Below are 20,847 nucleotides of genomic sequence, written 5' to 3'. Positions count from 1 at the left end.
CCCGCTTAAGACCACCTGACTTTAGAAACTCTTTAACTACCTTTAGCTTGAACTGCTTGCTGTACTTGCTCATAAAACAAAACCCCCTTGGTTGGACATAGCGTCCAACTTTTGGGGGTCAGTTCAACACGCTGGCTTTATTTTTGATCTCAACCCGGTCTAAATAAATAACCAGAGCGGAACTTCTCTTTGCGCTTTTGAAGAAACAAACTCACTAGCGCGAAGATTGCCCAAATTACCAAGAGTGGATCCAATAGGTAATCCCAAAGATTAGCAGACTCATGCCAATGAATGACCCAAGCAATGATAGCTAGGCCAATGATCCAAGTTCCCTTAGTCCAATTGATAAGCGCACAAATGACAGCCGATAGAAGTACGGCAAGCAAGAAAATATTCGAGCCGTAACCCCATGCATAAGGATCAATCATACTCAGACCTAATGCAAAAGGATAAAAACAGAGTGCAATGATGGCAATACTCCACTTGAATGCTAGGGGCGCACTCTTATGACTAGGCAGCAAGGTGCTCCATAACAGCAAAGTGCTCACGATACTTAAATCACCGACCACCCCACGCACATAAGCCGCTAATGGAAGCTCCATAAACATCCCTAATCGCCAAAAAAAGAGGTTAGTCAGTATGAATAACAAGAGAAATTTTGCTGCTAATGGAAATTTCAGTTGAGAGAACTTTTGAATTCCTAACATGAGGACCAAAGAGCAAGTAATAGACATCTCTATCAAAGCAAAGGTTTGCATCAGATCATTCATTATTGCGCCTCCTTCACTTCGATACTCGATCCAGCATTGCTTTGTACCGGCAACTGACTATAAGCACGCTCAAGCCATGCGCTGGAGAAATACAGATGCCGAATCTTTTTACGATCCCAGGTATAGACTAAGTGCGCATCATTACCACTGGCACTGATTAGGTAGGGATAAGAAAACTCTTTGCGCTCTTGGTCTGGTAATGCTTCATCATTTTCTAGCACCTCAACAACTTGCCATTGTCCCGACTTGGGATTGCTCATCATCAATACCAAGCGATAGCGTCCTGCCTCAATATTATTCAGCACTAATAGATGGGCGCCGTTCTTCAGAGTTAATCCGGCTACCGCAGAATTAGGATTATCGATTTCCAGATCGGCAGCAGATTGCCATGATTGGCCCGCATTTCGCGTGTGACTCACCGGAATGCGCTTTGCTTGCCCAGCGCTTCTAGTTTGTCTGAAATATGCAGTAGCATCTTGAGCTTCATTCGCAAACACAGCCGGCTGAATTGCACTACGGCCCGAACTCATACGCCGCTTATCAATGACTTGAGTTGTATCTAGCCTCAAAAACTCACCAAAGCGCCCGATCCATTCATGATAAACCGGAAGTCCCAAGCGTCCATCGGTCATTTGCACTGCAGGCGACTTCACTAAGGTACTTAGATTAATAAATGGCGAAGTAATTAAGCGTTGAGGACGACCCCAAGTCAAACCATCATCATCCGACAACATGGTAGAGATTGAACTTCCAGCCCAGCCACCAATCGAGACCGTCACAAAAAATAATTGCAAGCGGCCATCTGGCAAGCGCGCAGGAACGGGATTGCCTAATTTTGCGATATAGCGTGATAAGCCTTTTTCAGCACCCACTCGATCGATCACCACTGTAGGTGCAGCCCAAGCGTTTGTTTTGGGATCAAATACAGCCGTATTAATCACCACATCAGGCGCGCCTTCGCGGCTACCTGCAAACCAAAACGCTCTAACAGCACCATCTTTTAATGCAATTAGTGAGGCAGCATGCACAGACGGTGCACCGGTATCGGGCAGCCAATCAGTACGTGGGCTAGCAATAGAAGGTTGTGAAGGTACTTTTGTCTTAGCAGTTACTTTGCTTTCTGGCTGCGCTTGATTTGTTTCATCTGCTTCTTGTGCAATCACTTCATTTCCTGAAAATGGCGCCCAAGCAGGGCGACTATCAATATGGAGAAATCCAATGACAGCAGCTAGTAACAAAAAACAGAGGGCAATCACACGACTCATCTACAAACATCCTTTACATTCAACAACTCAGTATTAGAAACCGGTGTTGCTATTAAGTACTCATTAACAAAAAGATGTTCACCAACCTTACCAAGTAACATGGCTTTAATCTCTTCATCAGAGTGACGCGCCCTCATTTCCATTCTTTGGCCAATGATCTGACATGAGCTACAAATGCTAGGCGCAACGCCTAATGGAGACTGCACCGCAACTAAGGGATAGGTTTTGATAAGACCCTCTACATCACCAGCCTCTTTAGCAAGATAGCCATGCAATTGAGCACCTGGTAATAGCAAGCGATATTCTTCATCTTTTGCCCGATAGTCACAGGGAATCCAAACATCTTTACCATTGACTTGCGCAATCGTCGCTGCAGAAAAGCGACCCAAATGCCCCTCTAATGGACTAAGACTACTCGTAAGTGCACAGTAAATTAAAAAGCATCCGATGAGTGCCAAAGTCTTACAGTGACCTCTCTTGATCAGACCCAGTAAAACAATGATGAAAGAGGTGCCCATCAATAGCCAGTGCAGCGGGTGATACATCCACGACTCTGAACTACCATCAAAATGAGAGCCTTGTAAATGCAACCCAAGCCAGAACAAAATCGCTAGCACCATACCCTGCAATACCAAGCTAATGCGAAAGCCCCATAAAGGCAAATGCTCCCAGCGCAAAGCAATCAGTACTGCAAAAGCAGGCATCACGGGCAAGAGATAACGACCAGAGCGTTGACTTGGTAAGCTGAACACCAGCAAGAATGTAGCAATTAGTAAGAACAATAAAATTTCTTCTGTCGACAAAAGACGACGTTCACGCCAACATTGAATTAATGTAGATAGAAGTACAAATGTAAATAAGCCAGCATTAGCGATCGTCGTAATGAGCAACATCCAGATGCTATCGCCACCGCGAACTAAATCTAGCAAGTAGTTAGAGCTACGTGCGGCAAACTTACCGGCATTCTCACCCAACACAAATTCCTTCCAAACTGCATCTGGCTCAGGATCAAGAGCAAACCATAAACCGAAAACGCCCAAGGCCAACAGGCCAATGAGGATTAATTTATAGAGATCTCGGATGAGTGTTTGAGAAATATTCCATTTTCGCCAGTGCCAGTAATACAAGCCGAGCGCTAAGGAAGCAGGAACAATATACGCAAATGATTTTGCAAAGAGTGCTAAACCAAAACTCAGGCCTGCCAATAGTGGGAATAAGAGTTTGGACTCAAAGGCGCTCTTCCCCCAATATAAAAGCGCCAAGAATGGCAAGCTTAGCCACAGCACTTCTGGAGAGTCCGTGAGAAATGGGCGCCCATAACGATAAGTTGCAAAAAAAGATAACCAAACGAAGGCTGCCAAGAATCCAGTTTGGGTATTACCGGTAAATCGACGTACTGCTAAAAAGAGAAAAAAAGCAGTGAGCCCTGTATAGAGAACGCTAGGCAAACGTAAGTTTTCGAGACTCCATTGACTTGCCCAACTGGTACTCACAATGCCTTGCCAAAAAATCAATGGGGGCTTGGTATTTTTAATCCCGTCCATTTGAGATTGGAGTGGCAACCAATGACCAGTATCAGCTGTCATCCGAACAATATGCATATAGGGATACTCGTCCCCATTTTTAGGGGCAAAGCGACTGTCCAAGCCATAAAGATAGGTAATTACCACTAAAACGAGGGTAAGGAGTGCATATCGAAGGGGAAAGGAACCACGCATACCTATAGTTTATAGGCTTAAGCCCCTTGCCAATGAAAAGCTGACATATACACTCTATTGAATGAGCTTATGAAAAATCCCTATGATTCATATACCCCTAATCAGGGATTTCTTGTTTAAGATAGGGCTAGAAACTTTTATGCGACCGCTTACTTTTGGCGCATATTCATCAGAACGGAGATTGCTTCCTATGCAAGCTAAACAAATAAAGTCTGCCCTATTGATGGGCGCCCTTGTTCACTTTTATGCATTGACTGGTATCAGCCATGCACAAAGTGCCGATGCTACCAAGTTATATCACCGTGGATTAGCTGCGACTTGCGCTAACTGCCATGGAACCGATGGTAAAGGTGTGGTTGATGGCGGCATGCCACTCATCAACCAATTGAGCAGCGAGCAAATGCTGACCCAACTCAAGGCATTTAAATCTGGAGCGCGCGAAGGCACCATCATGCCGCAGTTAGCTAAAGGCTACTCTGACGAGCAACTCGAAATCATCGCCAATCAACTTGGCAAGAAATAATAGGAGCACATCATGGATCGTCGTCACTTTATTGGCCACAGTGCAGCAACACTGGGATTACTTGCTGGCTTCTCTGGTCAAGCACGCGCAAACTTACAAAAAGCAGAAATCCTTGTTATTGGTGGCGGCTATGGTGGTGCTACCGCCGCTAAGTATCTGCGCCTCTTTTCAAACAACACCGCTAAGGTAACCTTAATTGAGCCCAATGCTTCGTTTGTTTCTTGCCCACTCTCGAATTTAGTGATTGGCGGCTCACGTAAGCTAGCAGAGCTTACTAGTCCATATGACAATTTGAGCAAACGTCATGGCATCAAGATTATTCAGGACAGCGTGGCGAGTATCGATCCAGATAAGAAGACCGTAAAGCTTGCATCCGGAAAAACACTTCCTTATGACAAAGTCATTGTTTCGCCCGGTGTTTCCTTAATGATGAATAGCATTGAAGGGCTTGCGCAAGCCAACAAAGCGGGCGTCACCCTCCAAGCATGGAAGGCTGGAGCTGAGACTGTTGCACTCCATAAACAACTCGCCTCCATGCGCGATGGTGGGACTTATGCCCTGAGTATTCCAGAAGCTCCTTATCGTTGCCCTCCCGGTCCTTATGAACGCGCCTGCCAAGTAGCGAGCTACTTCAAACAGAACAAGCCAAAGTCAAAGGTGCTCATCCTCGACGCCAATCAAGATGTCACTTCTAAGGGCGCCTTATTTAAGAAGGTATGGGCTGAACAATACGCTGGCATGATCGAGTATCTGCCAAAACATAATGTGACTGCTGTAGATGCTAAAACCAAAACGATTAAGTTTGAAATACAAGACGACCTCAAAGCGGATGTTTTGAACTTATTGCCAGCCATGAGTGCTGGTGACATTGCTGTCAAAACTGGTCTTGCGAATTCGAATGGACGCTGGGTGAATGTGAACTTCATCAATTTTGAATCGACTGCTCAAAAAGATATCCACGTATTAGGCGATTCAATTCAAGTAGCCTTTGCTATGCCTAAATCTGGACACATGGCTAACCAGCACGCTAAAGTTGCAGCCGCAGCTATTGTGGCCGAACTCAGCGGCTGGGAAATAAATCCCGCCCCTGTGTTGACCAATACTTGCTACAGCTTTGTCAATGCCAAAGAAGTGGTACACGTAGCGAGCGTTCATCAATACATCACCGCTGAAAAGACCTTTAAGCCAGTCCCTGGTTCTGGAGGAGTCTCACCTGGCCCAACCACCTTAGAAGGTGTTTATGCGTGGGGCTGGGCTCACAATATCTGGGCTGACACCCTTGGTTAATTTTGCCTATTTGAGAAACATACAGAAACTCATTGATAAAACGATAGAGGCCTTATAAATATGACCCCGACTTCCCCAAAAGACGCGAACAAGATTGAGGCTATCGTAGAAAAATGGACAGTGCCTATTGGCAATCTATTTGTCTCGCTCTTTCATCGCATTGCCTTGTTTGGTATTGGTGCTGCTACTGTTTGGTCTGCAGCAGTCGCCTTCATGGGAATGGTAGGTAAAGGGGTTGCATCGATTGAAGACTTGCTACTTCTATTTATCTACTTAGAAATCGGCGCGATGGTGGGTATTTATTTCAAGACCAATCACATGCCCGTGCGCTTCTTGATCTATGTCGCTATTACTGCGGTCACTCGCCTCATTATTGATTTAGTCAATACTAAGCATGAAGCCGATATGGCAATCCTTCTCATGGGGTTAACTATTCTCATCTTGGCCATCGCAAATGCGATTGTGCGTTACGCTTCCTTTAAATTCCCCAGCAGATCCGGGGAAAGTGAATAAGTTATACAGGTGGCTCCATCTTATTAATTACTTGTGTTGCAAGTGCGACTGATGTCTCGTTAATCTGATAAGGTTGAACCCCTCGATTGAGACAGTTACGCACATAGTCAATGCTAGTGCGCAAAGCATAGCAATCGCTTGCTAGACGCCTAGAAACCAGAATGGTGAGCGCTTGATATTCGAGGACGTCCAATCTTTTCAGGTACTCATCCCGAAGACTTAAATCAAAATTGGTCAGCAACTCTTGCTCAAAACCCTTTAAGTCCGAATACAAGCGATTAATTTTGTTTTGCATCCGCCTTGTTCTATAACCAGGCAGTGCTTGCAACAAGGGATAAGAAATCACCAGGAATGGCAGCAAAATAAAAACCAGTCGATTGACTAATTCTGCAAGCCAGAATGGTAAGTAGGCCACTAAAAATGGATAGCTATTCTTTTCGTAATGAATCGCAACTGAGCTTTCTGGAAGCATCGTATTTTTAAATGAGGGGAACTCACCTCTAGCAGCAAAAAAAGATGCCTTGCCATTAATCTCTTTTGCGGCTTCTAGAAATAAAAATTGTATTGCCGGATGCATGCGGTCATCAATCAGCAGATTGGTAGTAGTGGCAAGAAGCTTCATATCACTACTGGGGAAATTACGTTTTAAATCAAATGCACCTTCGGGTACATTCAGTATGCGCAGATATGGAATCAGTTTGACATAGGCCTCCGCCCTTCTAAACGTACCAATTTGTAAATTAGGATCATTCAATAAGGCTTGTACATTTGGAGAGTAATAGGTATCTACAATAAAAACTCCATCAATCTCTCCTTTTTGAATTGCCTGAATAGCCTGATCTGGTGGAAGTTTAAGAAAACTGGGTCCTGGCTCATAGCCTGAAAGCTTGAGAATTTTCGTGGCCTGTGCGTAAGTACCGCTACCCTCTATGCCAATGGAGATTTTTTTGCTTAAGAAATACTGAAACTTGCTATCAAAACCTTGAAAATCTTTCTCCTTCAGTTCTGAGCCCCGATAGAAAAACCAAACAGGGTCATAAGCAATGACGCCTAAGGACTCGACACCAGTCACCCCCGATGTATGGACAACGCCTGCCTGAACAAAAGCAGCTTGGAGATCATCTTTACGGTCTGCTAAGCGATCAATATTTTCCTGTGCGCCATTGGTAGCCACTAGCTCTAGAGTAATTCCTTTTTTAGAAAAAAATTCAGCGTAACGTTTGCCTAAAAGCTCATTAGAACTACCGGGAGATCCGGTTGCCATTAATACATGGCGAGGTGGAGGTGGATCTGCGTACCACCAGATACCCATGAGAATAGCTAGGAGCAATATCAAAAGCGGCCAAGTCTCTTGCAAGAATTGAGTAAAGTCTGCCCACCATTCCTGAGCGCTCTCAATGAGACCTAAAAAGGTTTCCTTAGTATTGTCTTTAAAGCTTGCCATACGCTACCGATCAGCAAATATTCTAAAAGCTAATGATAATGTCCTTATCGCAATTTCATCAAAATAAACGGCGGTCAACATGTTATTTCTCAGAAAATCTGAAGATAGGGGCTATGCAGATCATGGCTGGCTCAAAAGCTTCCACTCATTTTCCTTTGCGGGATACCAGGACCCGAAGTTTATGGGTTGGGGGAATCTCAGAGTCATTAATGAAGACCGCGTTGCGCCAGGAATGGGCTTTGGTAAGCACGGTCATCGCAATATGGAAATCATCAGCTATGTACTATCCGGTGAATTGGCACATCAAGACAGTATGGGAAACGTCAAAGGTATTCCCCCGGGAGATATCCAACGCATGAGCGCAGGTAGCGGTGTCACCCATAGCGAATTTAATCACGCAAAAGATCAAACGACTCATTTCCTACAAATCTGGATTGAGCCTAATATTTTAGAAATTGCACCTGGCTATGAGCAGAAGACCATTCCGCCGGCAAGCAAAGAAGGTACCCTCCGCTTGGTTGCATCGCCAGATGGTCAAGATGGGTCGGTATCGATTTCTGCGGATGCGAAGATGTACGCGGGCCTATTTAATGACGATCAATCCACTTCGCTTACATTGGACCGGCGTCGCAAAGCCTACGTTCACCTGATTCGTGGCTCACTGCAGGTGAACGGTCAAGTGTTGAATGGTGGAGACGCCCTCATGATTCAGGATGAAAATCAATTGGCTATCTCTCATGGAAAAAGCGCTGAAGTCTTAGTATTCGACCTCAGCGCTTAAGGATGTTTAGAGAAATGAAGAGCTAATCTAGCTTGATCTTGGCTTTCTCTATAACGACTTTCCACCGAGCAATATCGGAGAAATAAAGGTCTGAAAATTGCTGTGTATTCATTGGCGCAATTTGTACACCGGCCTTTTGAAAGCGATCTTTCATTTCAGGTGTTTCTAAAATCTTCAAAACAGAATTATTCAGCTCTTTAATAATGGCTGGTGACGTGCCAGCTGGCACAAACATACCCTGCCACAAAGCCATTTCATAACCCTTCACACCCGCCTCTTGAATAGTAACCAATTCTGGAGCGCCACTAAAGCGATTCTTACTAGTCACTGCCAAGGCCTTGACCTTATCGCCCTTATATAGAGGTAAACCAACTGGCATGCCAGCAAAGTAAAAATCAATTTGACCGCCAACTAAATCAGTTGCAGCAGGTGACCCACCTTTGTACGGAATATGAATCGCTTGCAATCCAGTAGTAGCTAAAAATAATTCGCCTGCCATATGATCTGAATTACCAATTCCAGAAGAACCAAAACTTAACTTACTGGGATCGGCTTTGAGCATCCCAATTAAATCGGCCACTGTCTTAGCTGGAGAATTATTATTGACGATCAAGATATGAGGAGTCGCTGCAACACCGACCACTGGAAGTAAATCTTTTTGTCCATTAAATGGTAGCTTTGGATTGGCTGCCACATTAATTGCTAAACCATTTTGCGCAAATAAAATGGTGTAGCCATCTGAGCTACTTTTTGCAACTGCGTCTGCAGCTAAGCTACCAGCAGCCCCGCCACGATTTTCTACAATGATGGGCTGCTTTAAAGCAAGACTAAGATCATTGGCAATCATCCTACCAACAATGTCAGTAGAGCTTCCGGGAGCATAGCCGATCATCATCTTGATCGGTTTATCTGGGTAAGCAGCAAATGCTGAACCCATCAGGACTGGAACAACTGCTGGTATCACTGCTGCACTGATTGCTATGTTTTTAATAAATTTTTTGAACATATTGTCCCCTCCAGTCATGTTATAAATCTAAAGCTGTAATACCGCACTCCTGAGCGCAAGTGTTTAATGCATCGAGCAGCTCCGGGGAAACCGGAATACCCATTCGATTTCTCTCGGCCATAGTCTTGGCTGAGCCTTCACCTGGAACACGAACTGCTTTAACACCAGGTAGTGTGGCAGAATTTTTTAAGTCCTCTACCAATGCAATCACTCTACCAATAAAAGCTTCCTGATCTCCAAAAGCGCTTGGATCAACTGCAATAATCGTTTGCCCAGTGTTGGTTACTAAGTCGTGATGTGCATTGAAATCAATCGTACCTTTACCAACTGCCGCATTATTCAGGGCGCCCGCAAGCAAGCCAATCATCACTGCTAAGCCATAGCCCTTATAGCCACCAATGGGCAATAGTGAACCCTCAGCCGATTTTTTAGGATCTGTAATGGGCTTACCTTGACGGTCAATCATCCAATCATCCGGAATAGTCTCGCCTTTTTGTGCCGCGACTTTCACCTTGCCATAAGCCGCTACAGTCGTCGCAATATCCAGCAGTACCATAGGGCCATCACCCGCTGGCACTGCAATAGCGATAGGGTTAGTAGAGAGTAATAAGTCAATTCCTCCCCAGGGCGCCATATGGTTTGCATTACCAACTGCCATATAAATTCCAATATAGCCTTGCTCTGCTATCTTGCGAACATAGACTGAGGCGGCGCCTGAATGATTGCCGTAATGACTACCAATCCAGCAGACACTATGTTGCTTTACCTTTTCAATGGCAAGTTGAACGGCTTTGTCCATCACTAAATGACCTAAAGCGTTATCACCATTAATCAGCGCTGTAGCACCCTGCTCACGCTCTATATAAATGTTCGGCTTGAGATTCACGCCCCCAGCCTGAATTCTTTTGAGATAAGCGGGTAAACGAAAAATGCCATGACCATCAGCCCCAACCAGATCAGACTGCACCATGAGATTTGCAATCGTATCGGCATCAGCCGCAGGAACTTTTTGCGACTGCAGTGCTTTTGAAATGAATGCTTCAGCGTCAGCGATAGCTAAATATTTCATCGTGACCTAAACCTCTGAGCTCGCTTTAAATTCCATGCTGTAGACATACTTATTTTCTGGGTGATGCGTTACTGTTACCTCAAACAACTTATCTTGATCGTCGAAGTAGCGACGAATAATGACCAAGCATGAGGTGTCAGGCTTGATGTTGAGCTTTACTGCAACCTCAGGTGGCGCCAAAGCGGCGTACACATCGACTTCAGCCCGCTCAATTCGAGCACCATACTTTTTCTCGATCTGCTCATAAACCATCACCTGAGTATGTTCGGGATCTTTTGTCAGCGAGGCAAACCGAGGCAAGATATAAATATCAGTCCAAGCAATAACTTCTTCGGCTTGTTGACGTTTACGAATCCCGCCAATGTGGTACCAAGATGATCCCAGCGGCGCCCCAACAATTTGACTGAGGCGCTCATTGAGCTCGATATATTCTTCAACTAGATTCTCACGATAAGTATCTCGTGAATAACTCAAGATATCGATTGGAGAATTAAAGCTTTGTGTAAAGCGCCGTAAGCGCTGCCGTGATACCACTTTAGTAGGGGCGCCCTGATGACGATAAATCAAGCCATTCGTTTCCAGAATTTGCAGGGCATGCCGCAAGGTGTGCCGACTGGATTGAAAATCGCGACAGAGGTCCGCCTCGGCAGGCAAGACAGATCCCACAGACCAATCACCGTTATAAATACGCTGCTCTAGCGTATTTGCTAGAGACTTATATAACGGTAATCGCTCAGCCAATTAAGAAAGCCCAAACATTTTTTTACCAGCAACTGGTACGCGTGCTTTCAGAATGTCGCCAGATAAAGACTCGGTGATGTAGAGATCTTTACCATCCGCACCACCAAAACACATATTGGCCAAATGATGGTGATGTGGGTTCTCAGAATAGATCAAGTGAGTTGGCAACATATTGTTATCAAATCTCCAGATACCAATCCCAAGATGACATACCAACAAGCCATTTTCTGAATCCATCTCAATCCCGTCAGGACCTGCTACGCCGCCAGTCAGTTGAACTGCCACGCCTGTTTTAGACACAGAGCCGTCAGCCATCAAAGGTAGTCTCCAGATTTGCTGGGATCTAGTAGCCGCTACAAATACATGCTTTTCTTGTGTATTCAAAGTGATGCCGTTAGGACTTGGTACGTTGAGTGCTAAGCGATCTAATTGACCATTGGCGCGCAATCTAAATACGCGCCCTGTTGGATCAGCAATACCTGTCTGCCCTTGATCAGTGAAATATAAATCGCCATTGGAGGCAAAATGCAAATCATTTAAACCTTTGAAGTTTTCGCTGTACATCGAACCCAAGATTGTTTCGATTTTCCCAGTCTTTGGATCAAGTGCAAGCAAGCCTGCTTTGTAGTCGCAAATAAATGCGCGTCCGTCTTTATGAAACTTCAAGCCATTTGGCCATCCGTCGTACTGGGTAATAAGCTCCCATTCACCCTTGGTATCAATGCGGAAAACGCGGCCGAAAGGAATATCGACAAACCATAAATTGCCTTCACGATCAAAGGAGGGCCCCTCTAAAAAGCACTCTACTTCGGCGCCTTGACGATTTGGATCGGACCAACCTGTGCGTGATTTCTTTCTGAATTTCTCAGGCATCGTAGAAAAAACTTCTGTTTTGATCTTCTCAACCGGCTGGAAGGGGTTATGCATCGTCATGAAGGAGGCTCCTTAGATAAGTTATACGGACAAGTAAGTTTTATTATTGAACTATTAAACCATAATTAATGATAACCTTAAGCACTTATTGATCTGAAGTGATCAGCAATCATTTATTACTTAACCGTATAGGTTTAAAACTATGAAATCTGTAGCTGTTATCGGAACCGGAATAATGGGTGCTGGCATTGCAGCCGGCTTTATTGCCAAAAATATCCCAGTGGTTATTTTAGGTAGATCAAAAGACAAGGCTGATGCTTGCTTGGATAAAGCCATCGCTCTGGCAAAAAAAATTGGCGTGGATGGAGACAATGCCACCAAAGATGAAGCTGACATGAAGAAGCAGCAATTCGTTGGAGTCTTAGAGGAATGGCAAGATTGGGGCAACTTTTCTTGGGTGATTGAGACCGTGGCTGAGAACTTAGAACTCAAGCAACAGATATTCCAATATCTTGATCAAGTGGTGCCAGAAAATATTCCGATTGGTAGCAATAGCTCTGGCTTCCCCATCAGCAAAATTGCAGAGGGACTCAAGACTGCCAAGCGCATGATGGGTGCTCACTACTTCATGCCAGCAGAAGTCGTACCCTTGGTTGAAATCGTCATGGGACAAAAGACTGCCATCCAATTTGCGGAGCAAGCTTGCGAGCTTTATAAGGCCATAGGCAAGAAGCCTGTCTTGGTCAAAAAAGATATCCCCGGATTTTTAGCCAATCGTATTCAACATGCATTAATGAGGGAGGCCCTCTCGCTAGTTCAAGAGGGTATCGCGACACCGGAAGATATTGATGATGCAGTGAGATATAGCTTTGGTTTCCGCTATGCTGCCGTTGGACCCATGACCCAAAAAGAAATTTCAGGATGGGATGGCATGGCTAATGCCGCTAAAGAGATTTACCCATCACTTTCTAATATCACCACCCTGCCACCTAAAGTCGTTCAACTCATGGCTGATGGAAAAACGGGCATGAAAGCAGGCGAAGGCTTTAGGAAGTGGACCCCAGAAGAAATTAAAACCGTTTCAGACTCCTACTCCAAGAGATTAAAAGCTGCTTTTGATGTTCTTAATATTGAATGATGGAATAGGCTTGAGCTATAGCATCTTTAACGCGATCCAGGTTGGGAGTAATTCCAACTCCGGTACTACTGAGCTGATGAACATCAAGATGACCATGCTTTGCTATTAATGGTTGATCGCAAATATCAAAACGTAGATATTGATTTGACATGCTAAATCCCCAAGGCGCTTCACCGATCGCAAAACCAACAGCTGCTGTTGCAGCACCTGATAAGGATGTTTCGGCTACTTTGCAGGCAAGATTGAGCTTGAGATTGTTGCCTCGCAAGAGTTGCGCGCATTTCCATGCCTCTAATACTCCGCCCGTCTTAATTAACTTTAGGCTTGCGCCATCGAGCGCATTCGCCTTCCTGAATTCCTCAATTTCATTAGAGCCATGGATAGACTCATCTAGGCCAATTGGAATTGGCGAGCGCTGCTTGAGCAATACAAAATCTGCCAAGGGAGAATCTGCATGGATGAGCTGTTCTGCAAAAGATAATTTGCTTGCTTGCGTGGATTCACAAAAACGAATTGCATTATCCAAGGACATAGCACCGTTAGCATCTACCGAGATAACATCACCTTCGAGTAGCTCAGAGAGTAGCTTTACGCGATGTAAGTCTTCTTCAAGTGATAACGAGCCTATCTTAATTTTCCAATGCTTAAATCCAGCTTCGCGAAATGATTTGGCATCAGCCATCTCTTTTTCTAGCGAACCGCCTAGCATCCGAAGCAATGGAAGATCGGCCGGCGCCGATGTAAGAGCATCACTATTTAATGTGTGCAAATATTTCCATAAAGAAATAGATTTCTTCTGTGTATATAGATCAAGTAATGCCATCTCTAGACAAGACTTGGCAGATGGATTGCCATACAGGATCGCATCACAAGATGTGGAGAACAGCGCTGGGTCACTCCAGTCGATAGCGCGGGCGCTTTCTACCAGATACTTGACGCTAGCCAATAGACTATCGAGAGTCTCCCCAGTCATGAGTGGTGCAACAGAAGCCTCACCCCAGCCTTGGCGCCCCTCATCATCCGTTAAACAAAGTAATACGGTTTTGGCATCCACAATCAGCTCTTTGGCCATTTTGATGGGCTCAATCAGCGGTATTGACAGCGGAAAGATTGTCGCCTGAGTAATTTTCATTTTTTACAATGCATTTAAATCAAGATTGAATAAGAATACACATTAAGAACACGGAGAACATTACATGAGAAAAATCTTTTTAGCATTGTCGTTGGTCACTATGAGCTTTGCCACAAGCTCACAGGCACAGAGCTACCCTACTCAACCCATCAAATTGATCATTCCATTTGCTGCTGGCGGTCCTTCAGATGTTTTGGCGAGAGGTTTTGCTCCTAAGCTGGGTGACAATCTTGGTCAGCCCATCATTATTGAAAACAAACCAGGTGCTGGCGCTAACCTAGCAGCCGAATATGTTGCTAACGCCAAACCAGATGGATACACCCTCTTTCTCATGATGGTAGGTACACAAGCGATTAACGAAACTTTATACAAAAAGTTAAATTACAACCTGATTAAAGACTTTGCACCAGTAAGCCTAGTCGCTTCTTCATCTTTACTATTTGTAGCAAACCCTTCCGCACCTTTCAAGACTATTCCTGAATTGATTACTTACGCTAAAGCCAACCCAAATAAGGTGAGCTTTGGTTCATCGGGAGCTGGCACACCACTTCACCTTGGTGGCGAGCTCTTCAATACTCAGGCAGGCACTGATATTCTGCACGTGCCTTACAAAGGTGCTGCACCGGCATTAACAGATGTGCTTGGTGGTCAAATTGAGACTGCGCTGGTAGGTACTCCAGCCGCACTCCCCTATGTTCGCTCTGGAAAATTAATTCCTCTAGGCATTACGAGCCTGAAACGCTCCCCTGGTGCTCCTGAAATTCCAGCGATTTCAGAATACTTACCAAAATTTGAAGTAGAGCTCGTGTATGCAATCGTAGCGCCAGCGAATACGCCAAAATCAGTAGTTGACAAACTCAATTCTCAACTCATTAGCGTTCTGAATAATCCAGAAATCAAAGGTCAAATCAATGGCAAAGGATTTGAAATCATCACCAGCACACCCAATCAATTAAGCGAATACATTAAGTCTGAGGTTGCTAAGTGGGGTCCGATTGTGAAGAAATCTGGCGCGACTGCTGAATAATCCAACTATCTTATTGAAAGAAATCCATGATTGAAATTTCTGAAAAACGCCTGATCGGCCCGATCATTCGCTTACACCCAAGCGACAATATAGTCGTGGCACGAATTGACATCGGCATTGGTGCTGAAGTGCCGAGCGAGGGCTTTACAAGTCGTAGCCAAGTGCCTGCAGGTTACAAGATAGCTGCTAAAAAGATTCTCAAGGGCGAGCCCATTCTGAAATACAACGTCACTGTAGGTTTTGCTAACGTCGATATTGAACCTGGCACCATGGTTCATAGCCACAATACAGAGTTTCGGGAATTTGATCGTGACTATGCCTATGCAAGCGAATTCAAGCCTACACAAATGTTGCCTGAGTCAGAGCGTGCCACTTTCCAAGGCTACGTCAGACCGAATGGTCAAGTAGGCACCCGCAATTTCATAGGCATCCTGTCAACCGTAAACTGCTCTGCAACGGTTGTGAACAAAATTGCGGATTGGTTTACACCCGAAAGATTAAAAGAGTTTCCGAATGTAGATGGTGTGGTGGCATTTAGCCATGACATCGGTTGCGGTATGGAAATGAGTGGTGAACCCATGCAATTGCTACGCCGCACGATGGCTGGTTATGCACGCCACCCTAACCTCGCTGCTGCACTCATCGTCGGTTTAGGTTGTGAGCGCAATCAACTCAAAGGCTTGATGGAACAGGAAGACCTCAAGGCAGGAACAAACTTACATACCTTCATCATGCAAGAGTCTGGTGGCACTCGTAAAACAATTGAAGCGGGTATTGAGGCAGTGAAGGCTCTATTACCAGAAGCCAATAAAGCCAAAAGAGAAACTGTTTCCGCTAGTCACCTGACTGTTGGTTTGCAATGTGGTGGTTCCGATGGCTTTTCTTCGATTACTGCCAATCCAGCATTAGGAGCAGCGATTGATATTTTGTCTCGTCATGGCGGTACTGGAATTTTGTCTGAGACGCCAGAGATCTATGGTGTTGAACATACCCTCACCCGCCGCGCAGCAAATCAATCGGTTGGCGAAAAACTCATCAAACGGATTCGTTGGTGGAAAGATGAGTACTCAGTAGGTCGCGATGTGCAAATTAATGGTCAAGTGAGCCCAGGCAATCAAATTGGTGGTCTCGCCAATATTTTTGAGAAGTCTCTAGGTTCCTCTATGAAGGGTGGCACTGGCCCACTCATGGAAGTCTACCGATACGCAGAACCAGTTACGACTAAGGGGTTTGTCTTTATGGATACCCCTGGATTTGATCCAGTTTCTGCTACCGGGCAAATTGCCGGCGGCGCTAATCTCATCGCTTTCACGACTGGTCGTGGATCGATGTTCGGTTCTAAGCCCGCTCCTTGTATCAAACTGGCTACGAATACCCCAATGTATCAGCGACTTACCGAAGACATGGACATTAATTGCGGGGAAATATTGGATGGTACGGTCTCGGTTCAGGAGATGGGTCAACGCATTTTTGAATTGTTCCTCAGAACTGCCTCAGGCGAACCCTCCAAGAGCGAGCTTTTAGGCTTGGGGGATTATGAGTTTGTGCCCTGGCAAATTGGTGTCATGAGCTAATACGCCTGTAGAATTAATTCACTACGTATTTAGGATTAATACTGGCTTATGAAATTTAGAGATTACTACGAAACCCTCGGTGTTGCACGGACGGCCACCGAGGCAGAAATCAAAGCAGCTTATCGAAAGTTAGCTCGCAAATATCACCCAGATGTGAATAAAGAGGCGGGTGCTGAAGAGCAGTTCAAAGAAATTGGCGAAGCTTACGCAGTCTTAAAAGATACCGAGAAGCGTGCTGCCTATGATCGCTTTGGTGCTAACTGGAAAAACGGTCAAGACTTCACGCCTCCCCCAAATTGGAATGAAGGCTTTGAATATTCTGATACCAACTATGGTGGCGGTCACCCTGGCTATGGTGGCGGCTTCGAGGGTGATCAAAGTGAATTCTTTGAATCTCTTTTTGGTAGAGGCAAGCATCGCCAAGGTGGACGAGGCAGTAACAGCGGCAATCCACGCCAAGGCATGAATTTCAAAGGTCAAGATCATCACGCCAAAATTTTGATTGATCTTGCTGACGCCTATAACGGCGCCAAGCTGACGATTGCCTTACACATGCCGACCCAAGATGCGAGTGGGCATGTCACTACGCAAGAACGCAAACTCGATGTCAGCATTCCGAAGGGAATTAAAGCTGGGCAAAACCTCAGGCTCTCCGGCCAAGGTGGACCTGGAATTGGCGAAGGGCCAGCGGGTGATCTCTATCTCGAAATTGAATTCCACCAAAGCCCGATCTATCGCGTGGATGGAAAAGATGTATTCATTGATATTCCTTTAGCACCATGGGAAGCCACCTTGGGCACAACAGTGAATATCCCCACTCCTGCAGGCTCTACCTTAGAACTGAAGATTCCTGCAGGCACTGTGGCTGGTCGCAAGATGCGCCTTAAAGGTAAGGGTATTCCAAGCGCTGAACCGGGTGATCTGTTTGTTGTCCCAACCATTGCACTACCACCTGCAGATAGTGACGCCCACAAAGAGGCTTATCAAGCTTTTGAAAAGGCTTTTGATTTCAACCCCAGAACCCATTTGAAGGGATGATGCGATGACGCAAATAAACACTACAAATATCACTTGGATTGAAGGTAGCGTGGTTGAAAACGAAGTACATATGAGCATTGTGGAGCTCTCACACGCTTCACGTACACCTGAGGACATGATCATGTCGTGGGTCACAGAAGGAGTTTTAAGTCCTACCGGCTCTTCCCCGGAGGATTGGCGTTTTGGTGGTGACTCTTTGAGAAGAGCTAAGACCGCAGCGCACCTGAGTCATGACTTAGAACTCAATGTTCCTGGCGTTGCTCTGGCTTTGAATCTTCTTGATGAAATTGCTGAGTTACGGGCTCGCCTGAAACGGGGCGATTGATCACATAAGGCCTCAGGACTCAGAGCGACTTAAGAGTTGCTCCCAACGCTGTAACTTTTGCTCTAACTGCTCAGTAATTTCACTTAAGCGCGCTTGCATACTAGCGGCTAACTCTGGTTCATTCTTATATAAATCAGGATTGCTCATGGCAATGCCAATATCAGCTTGCTCTATTTCTAATTGCTCAATTTCCAAAGGCAAGGTCTCTAGCTCTTGACGCTCTTTGCCATTGAGTTTTTGCACCCCACTCTTAGCTGCTGGCTTAGCCACTGACTTTACTTCTACTATAGGCTCAGACTTGACTTCTGCCTTCGGGGTAGACTTTTGATTAGAGTTTGCAGCACGAATTTTGTCAGAGCGCGCCTTTTGAATTTTCCAGTCTTCATAGCCACCTTCATACTCACGCCAGAAGCCATCACCCTCATTAGCAATAATGCTGGTCACTACGTTATCCAAGAAATAACGATCATGACTCACCAAGAAAACCGTACCCTTATAGTCTTGTAACAATTGCTCCAGCAAATCAAGGGTATCGATATCTAAGTCATTGGTTGGTTCATCCAAGACCAAGACGTTGGCTGGGCGAGCAAACAAACGTGCGAGTAAAAGACGGTTACGCTCACCACCAGATAAGGTGCTGACAGGGGAATTGGTTCTCTCAGGCGCGAATAAGAAATCGCTCAAATAACTCTTGACATGTTTTTTATTGCCGTTAATTTCAATCCACTCGCTACCCGGACTAATGTAATCCTCAAGAGAAGCATTGAGATCAAGACCTTCCCGCATCTGGTCAAAATAAGCCACTTCAATACGAGTACCCATCGTTGCCGTTCCAGAATCGGGTGCAATCGTACCCAAAATGAGTTTTAGCAAAGTGGTTTTGCCTGCGCCATTAGGTCCAAGTAATCCAACCTTATCACCACGCAAGATGGTTGCCGTGAAATCTTTCACAATCAGTCTGCCGTAAGATTTACTCACGTTTTCTAGTTCTGCAACGATCTTGCCGCTGCGATCTCCAGCAGATACTGCAAGCTTGACTTGACCGATCGCATCTCTGCGCTCCGCACGACTAGAGCGTAACTTTTCTAAGCGAGCAATGCGGGCCACACTGCGTGTGCGGCGCGCCTCGACCCCTTTCCGAATCCAGACTTCTTCTTGAGCTAGCAATTTATCTGCACGAGCATTAGCTAGGGATTCTGCATTTAGCTCTTGATCCTTAAGAACTTCGTATTGCGTGAAATTACCAGGGTAGCCCCTCAAAATACCGCGATCAAGCTCAACAATTTGAGTACAAACGTTATCCAAGAAAGCACGATCATGGGTAATCAAAATGACAGAGCCTTGATATTCTTTCAGGAGCTCTTCTAGCCAGGCAATCGAATCTAAATCCAAGTGGTTGGTGGGCTCATCCAATAACAGCACATCAGGCACCTCTACTAAAGCACGCGCTAGAGCCACCCGCTTCTTTGTGCCACCAGAAAGAGTGCTGATCTTGACTTCGGCATCTAAATGCAAGCGGTCTAAGGTTTCATGAACACGCTGCTCCCAGTTCCAGCCACTCAAAGCCTCAAGCTTAGATTGCACCTCGTCTAAACGATGGTGAGCGGCGTCATCCCACTCGCCCACGCTCAGAGCTTCATACTCTTCACGCAGAGCCTTAGCCTCGGCTACACCCTTTGAAACTGCTTCAAATACGGTTTCTTCAGCATCAAAGATCGGTTCTTGAGGTACATAAGAAATTCGCAGACCTTGTTGATATTGCAACAAGCCATCATCCATTTTTTCAATACCAGCCAAAATCTTCAATAAAGAAGATTTACCTGTGCCATTGCGGCCAATGAGGCCAACACGTTCGCCAGATTCGAGTGAAAAAGCGGTATTTGCGAGGAGGTCAACATGGCCAAAAGCCAGTTTTGCATCAGTCAGTACGATTAAAGCCATGGCGACATTATCGTCACTTCAGAAAAATAGGAGATATTTCCACTCTTACCCCTCATTTCTGCGAGACTAGTAACAAATGATCTGCAAACTCACCCCTAACGCACCCCGCCTGATCCTCTTTGCAGGGCACGCAGGGACTGGCAAGTCCACTTTAGCCAAAAAGGCACTTCCCCTCATTATTGAGAAAACAGGGGAGGACTTTTTCTTCTTGGATAAAGATACGGTCTATGGAGCTTATAGCGCCCATGTGATGCAACTTACCACCCAGAACCCCAATGATCGCGATAGCCCCTACTATCTCGAGAATCTGCGTGACTGGGAATATCAAGGCTTACTAGATATCGCCAGAGAAAACTTATTACTTGGAGTAAACGTGATTTTGGTGGGTCCCTTTTCGAAAGAAATACACAGCGGCAGGATGCTGGATCCAGAAGCATTGGGAATTCCACTCCAGACCAGCATATCCATTGCGTGGATTGATCTCGATGAGAATGAAGCAAAGGTTCGGATGCAAAAGCGTGGTGACGCTAGAGATGAATGGAAGTTAGCTCACTGGGATCAATATGCCCAACGTAGAATTGATCCGCCTCAGCATCCTTCAATCACGCGCTTTGATAATCGCCACTTCGATGAAGCCAACTTTGAAAAGCTGATTGGCAAATTAATCAAGCAATAAAGTGGC

Annotated in this window: 20 protein-coding genes; 10 read left to right on the top strand and 10 right to left on the bottom strand. The window is 45.4% G+C overall.

Features of this window, described 5'->3' with window-relative positions; genetic code table 11:
• Positions 1-149: 149 nt before the first annotated feature.
• Genes ICN21_RS01235 through ICN21_RS01225 form a run of 3 tightly spaced genes read right to left on the bottom strand, consistent with a single transcriptional unit; the run spans position 150 to position 3,753 of the window.
• Positions 150-770, bottom strand: coding sequence for a hypothetical protein (locus ICN21_RS01235; protein WP_216176164.1), 621 nt, complete (start codon positions 768-770; stop codon positions 150-152).
• Complete coding sequence (locus tag ICN21_RS01230; protein ID WP_216176162.1) at positions 770-2,035, bottom strand: exo-alpha-sialidase; 1,266 nt, start codon at positions 2,033-2,035, stop codon at positions 770-772. Before ICN21_RS01230 ends, ICN21_RS01235 begins: the two co-directional genes overlap by 1 nt.
• The gene (locus tag ICN21_RS01225) at positions 2,032-3,753 is read right to left on the bottom strand and encodes a glycosyltransferase family 39 protein (RefSeq protein WP_216176160.1); all 1,722 of its coding nucleotides are present in this window, start codon (positions 3,751-3,753) and stop codon (positions 2,032-2,034) included. Before ICN21_RS01225 ends, ICN21_RS01230 begins: the two co-directional genes overlap by 4 nt.
• 190 nt (positions 3,754-3,943) lie before the next feature.
• Here ICN21_RS01225 and ICN21_RS01220 point away from each other — a divergent pair, with 190 nt between their 5' ends.
• From ICN21_RS01220 to ICN21_RS01210, 3 genes are read left to right on the top strand one after another with little or no spacing between them, the layout of a single operon-like run.
• Positions 3,944-4,276 carry a c-type cytochrome gene (locus ICN21_RS01220; protein WP_216176158.1) on the top strand — a complete coding sequence of 111 codons (333 nt, stop codon included), beginning with the start codon at positions 3,944-3,946 and terminating at the stop codon, positions 4,274-4,276.
• A 12-nt stretch (positions 4,277-4,288) separates the two neighbouring features.
• Positions 4,289-5,563, top strand: a complete 1,275-nt coding sequence (locus tag ICN21_RS01215; protein WP_216176156.1) for an NAD(P)/FAD-dependent oxidoreductase — start codon at positions 4,289-4,291, stop codon at positions 5,561-5,563.
• A gap of 60 nt (positions 5,564-5,623) precedes the next feature.
• Positions 5,624-6,076 (top strand): phosphate-starvation-inducible protein PsiE, encoded by a 453-nt coding sequence (locus tag ICN21_RS01210; RefSeq protein ID WP_216860801.1) that lies wholly within the window; start codon positions 5,624-5,626, stop codon positions 6,074-6,076.
• A gap of 1 nt (position 6,077) precedes the next feature.
• Here the strand turns inward: ICN21_RS01210 and ICN21_RS01205 are convergent, their stop codons facing one another.
• Positions 6,078-7,520, bottom strand: coding sequence for a TAXI family TRAP transporter solute-binding subunit (locus ICN21_RS01205; protein ID WP_216176154.1), 1,443 nt, complete (start codon positions 7,518-7,520; stop codon positions 6,078-6,080).
• A 79-nt stretch (positions 7,521-7,599) separates the two neighbouring features.
• Between ICN21_RS01205 and ICN21_RS01200 the strand changes: the two genes are divergently transcribed.
• Complete coding sequence (locus ICN21_RS01200; RefSeq protein WP_216176152.1) at positions 7,600-8,301, top strand: pirin family protein; 702 nt, start codon at positions 7,600-7,602, stop codon at positions 8,299-8,301.
• Between the two features lie 22 nt (positions 8,302-8,323).
• On the opposite strand, the gene ICN21_RS01195 is transcribed toward ICN21_RS01200, so the two are convergent.
• Genes ICN21_RS01195 through ICN21_RS01180 form a run of 4 tightly spaced genes read right to left on the bottom strand, consistent with a single transcriptional unit; the run spans position 8,324 to position 12,050 of the window.
• Entirely contained in the window at positions 8,324-9,307 is a 984-nt protein-coding gene (locus ICN21_RS01195; protein WP_216176150.1) for a tripartite tricarboxylate transporter substrate binding protein, read from the bottom strand.
• Between the two features lie 19 nt (positions 9,308-9,326).
• The gene (locus ICN21_RS01190; protein ID WP_215296685.1) at positions 9,327-10,376 is read right to left on the bottom strand and encodes an Ldh family oxidoreductase; all 1,050 of its coding nucleotides are present in this window, start codon (positions 10,374-10,376) and stop codon (positions 9,327-9,329) included.
• Between the two features lie 6 nt (positions 10,377-10,382).
• The gene (locus tag ICN21_RS01185) at positions 10,383-11,117 is read right to left on the bottom strand and encodes a GntR family transcriptional regulator (RefSeq protein ID WP_216176148.1); all 735 of its coding nucleotides are present in this window, start codon (positions 11,115-11,117) and stop codon (positions 10,383-10,385) included.
• The gene (locus tag ICN21_RS01180) at positions 11,118-12,050 is read right to left on the bottom strand and encodes an SMP-30/gluconolactonase/LRE family protein (protein ID WP_251370061.1); all 933 of its coding nucleotides are present in this window, start codon (positions 12,048-12,050) and stop codon (positions 11,118-11,120) included. It abuts the gene before it with no gap.
• A gap of 142 nt (positions 12,051-12,192) precedes the next feature.
• Between ICN21_RS01180 and ICN21_RS01175 the strand changes: the two genes are divergently transcribed.
• A complete protein-coding gene (locus ICN21_RS01175; RefSeq protein ID WP_215296683.1) occupies positions 12,193-13,128 on the top strand; it encodes a 3-hydroxyacyl-CoA dehydrogenase family protein in 936 nt (311 codons plus the stop codon).
• Here ICN21_RS01175 and ICN21_RS01170 read toward each other — a convergent pair.
• The gene (locus tag ICN21_RS01170) at positions 13,115-14,260 is read right to left on the bottom strand and encodes a mandelate racemase/muconate lactonizing enzyme family protein (protein WP_216176146.1); all 1,146 of its coding nucleotides are present in this window, start codon (positions 14,258-14,260) and stop codon (positions 13,115-13,117) included. The genes ICN21_RS01175 and ICN21_RS01170 overlap by 14 nt on opposite strands.
• A gap of 64 nt (positions 14,261-14,324) precedes the next feature.
• Here ICN21_RS01170 and ICN21_RS01165 point away from each other — a divergent pair, with 64 nt between their 5' ends.
• Genes ICN21_RS01165 through ICN21_RS01150 form a run of 4 tightly spaced genes read left to right on the top strand, consistent with a single transcriptional unit; the run spans position 14,325 to position 18,224 of the window.
• Positions 14,325-15,287, top strand: a complete 963-nt coding sequence (locus ICN21_RS01165; RefSeq protein WP_216176144.1) for a tripartite tricarboxylate transporter substrate binding protein — start codon at positions 14,325-14,327, stop codon at positions 15,285-15,287.
• A 26-nt stretch (positions 15,288-15,313) separates the two neighbouring features.
• Positions 15,314-16,861, top strand: a complete 1,548-nt coding sequence (locus tag ICN21_RS01160; protein ID WP_216176142.1) for a UxaA family hydrolase — start codon at positions 15,314-15,316, stop codon at positions 16,859-16,861.
• A gap of 48 nt (positions 16,862-16,909) precedes the next feature.
• Positions 16,910-17,899 carry a DnaJ C-terminal domain-containing protein gene (locus ICN21_RS01155; protein ID WP_216176140.1) on the top strand — a complete coding sequence of 330 codons (990 nt, stop codon included), beginning with the start codon at positions 16,910-16,912 and terminating at the stop codon, positions 17,897-17,899.
• A 4-nt stretch (positions 17,900-17,903) separates the two neighbouring features.
• Complete coding sequence (locus ICN21_RS01150) at positions 17,904-18,224, top strand: chaperone modulator CbpM (RefSeq protein ID WP_215296678.1); 321 nt, start codon at positions 17,904-17,906, stop codon at positions 18,222-18,224.
• A 12-nt stretch (positions 18,225-18,236) separates the two neighbouring features.
• Here the strand turns inward: ICN21_RS01150 and ICN21_RS01145 are convergent, their stop codons facing one another.
• A complete protein-coding gene (locus tag ICN21_RS01145) occupies positions 18,237-20,165 on the bottom strand; it encodes an ATP-binding cassette domain-containing protein (RefSeq protein ID WP_216176138.1) in 1,929 nt (642 codons plus the stop codon).
• Between the two features lie 76 nt (positions 20,166-20,241).
• On the opposite strand from ICN21_RS01145, the gene ICN21_RS01140 reads away from it, so the two are divergent.
• Entirely contained in the window at positions 20,242-20,841 is a 600-nt protein-coding gene (locus ICN21_RS01140; RefSeq protein ID WP_216176136.1) for an AAA family ATPase, read from the top strand.
• Positions 20,842-20,847 lie beyond the last annotated feature (6 nt).

Origin of the sequence: Polynucleobacter sp. AP-Feld-500C-C5 (assembly GCF_018882265.1) — a bacterium.
GTDB lineage: Bacteria > Pseudomonadota > Gammaproteobacteria > Burkholderiales > Burkholderiaceae > Polynucleobacter.
Note: the sequence above shows the minus strand (reverse complement) of the source record. Positions and strands in the feature narration are given on the sequence as shown.

Bases quoted from the DNA above. Each gene is read 5' to 3' on its own strand.
- ICN21_RS01235 (WP_216176164.1), bottom strand. From the start codon at position 770: ATGAATGATCTGATGCAAACCTTTGCTTTGATAGAGATGTCTATTACT.
- ICN21_RS01230 (WP_216176162.1), bottom strand. From the start codon at position 2,035: ATGAGTCGTGTGATTGCCCTCTGTTTTTTGTTACTAGCTGCTGTCATT.
- ICN21_RS01225 (WP_216176160.1), bottom strand. From the start codon at position 3,753: ATGCGTGGTTCCTTTCCCCTTCGATATGCACTCCTTACCCTCGTTTTA.
- ICN21_RS01220 (WP_216176158.1), top strand. From the start codon at position 3,944: ATGCAAGCTAAACAAATAAAGTCTGCCCTATTGATGGGCGCCCTTGTT.
- ICN21_RS01215 (WP_216176156.1), top strand. From the start codon at position 4,289: ATGGATCGTCGTCACTTTATTGGCCACAGTGCAGCAACACTGGGATTA.
- ICN21_RS01210 (WP_216860801.1), top strand. From the start codon at position 5,624: ATGACCCCGACTTCCCCAAAAGACGCGAACAAGATTGAGGCTATCGTA.
- ICN21_RS01205 (WP_216176154.1), bottom strand. From the start codon at position 7,520: ATGGCAAGCTTTAAAGACAATACTAAGGAAACCTTTTTAGGTCTCATT.
- ICN21_RS01200 (WP_216176152.1), top strand. From the start codon at position 7,600: ATGTTATTTCTCAGAAAATCTGAAGATAGGGGCTATGCAGATCATGGC.
- ICN21_RS01195 (WP_216176150.1), bottom strand. From the start codon at position 9,307: ATGTTCAAAAAATTTATTAAAAACATAGCAATCAGTGCAGCAGTGATA.
- ICN21_RS01190 (WP_215296685.1), bottom strand. From the start codon at position 10,376: ATGAAATATTTAGCTATCGCTGACGCTGAAGCATTCATTTCAAAAGCA.
- ICN21_RS01180 (WP_251370061.1), bottom strand. From the start codon at position 12,050: ATGACGATGCATAACCCCTTCCAGCCGGTTGAGAAGATCAAAACAGAA.
- ICN21_RS01175 (WP_215296683.1), top strand. From the start codon at position 12,193: ATGAAATCTGTAGCTGTTATCGGAACCGGAATAATGGGTGCTGGCATT.
- ICN21_RS01170 (WP_216176146.1), bottom strand. From the start codon at position 14,260: ATGAAAATTACTCAGGCGACAATCTTTCCGCTGTCAATACCGCTGATT.
- ICN21_RS01165 (WP_216176144.1), top strand. From the start codon at position 14,325: ATGAGAAAAATCTTTTTAGCATTGTCGTTGGTCACTATGAGCTTTGCC.
- ICN21_RS01160 (WP_216176142.1), top strand. From the start codon at position 15,314: ATGATTGAAATTTCTGAAAAACGCCTGATCGGCCCGATCATTCGCTTA.
- ICN21_RS01155 (WP_216176140.1), top strand. From the start codon at position 16,910: ATGAAATTTAGAGATTACTACGAAACCCTCGGTGTTGCACGGACGGCC.
- ICN21_RS01150 (WP_215296678.1), top strand. From the start codon at position 17,904: ATGACGCAAATAAACACTACAAATATCACTTGGATTGAAGGTAGCGTG.
- ICN21_RS01145 (WP_216176138.1), bottom strand. From the start codon at position 20,165: ATGGCTTTAATCGTACTGACTGATGCAAAACTGGCTTTTGGCCATGTT.
- ICN21_RS01140 (WP_216176136.1), top strand. From the start codon at position 20,242: ATGATCTGCAAACTCACCCCTAACGCACCCCGCCTGATCCTCTTTGCA.